This is a genomic window from Clostridium sp. FS41, assembly GCF_000954015.1.
In the GTDB taxonomy this organism is placed as follows: domain Bacteria; phylum Bacillota; class Clostridia; order Lachnospirales; family Lachnospiraceae; genus Enterocloster; species Enterocloster citroniae.
The window spans coordinates 1-669 of record NZ_JYHN01000001.1 but is presented as its reverse complement, the minus strand read 5'-3'; the positions used below and the strand labels follow the sequence as shown (position 1 = coordinate 669).

The following is a 669-nucleotide window of genomic DNA, read 5'->3' as shown; positions in this document are numbered from 1 at the left end:
CAACGCTTTGTGGACTACTGCCTGGAGTTTTACCGGCAGTTTGATAAAGGATTGTACACGCTGGATGATATCAGGGCGGTGCTGAAAGATGAATGCGACATTGAGATTGACATGCAGTGATGGGAGGTGATGCCAGTGGACAAGGAGGTGCTGATACAATATTGCGAGATGAAAGAGGAGATAAAGGATATAAGACGGCGGATTAAAAAGCTGGACAGATTCTTGGAGGAGCCTCATCAGGTATCAGATACCGTCAAGGGAACGCGATCAGATGGTACGATTGGAAGTATTAAGATTACAGGCTATCCAGTACCGGATTATTACCGGAAGCAAGCCTTGAGGGAACGGTACAGACAGATCCTGGAGCGCAAGGAGGCAGAACTGTTGGAGTTAACCTGTCAGGCGGAAGAGTATATCCAGGCCATCCCAAAGAGTGAGATGCGGATCATGTTCCGGCTGTATTACATAGATGGGCTACCATGGTGGAAGGTGGCGCAGGCCATGAACCGCATGTTGCCAAAGCGGCGGGTGAAGTTCACAGAGGACAGCTGTAAGAAAAGAAATAAAAGATTTTTTGAAAATGTCTCCCAATGTTGGGATGAAAAGTGCTAAGATGTTATCATGCGGAAGCCAGAGGGCAGAAGCATCCTCCCCCATTCAAATAGCGGT

At 47.8% G+C, this 669-nt stretch carries 1 protein-coding gene; it reads left to right on the top strand.

The annotated features are described in order from the left end of the window. The first annotated feature begins 135 nt into the window (after positions 1–135). The gene (locus tag CLFS41_RS00005) at positions 136–612 is read left to right on the top strand and encodes a hypothetical protein (RefSeq protein WP_347467118.1); all 477 of its coding nucleotides are present in this window, start codon (positions 136–138) and stop codon (positions 610–612) included. Positions 613–669: the final 57 nt, after the last annotated feature.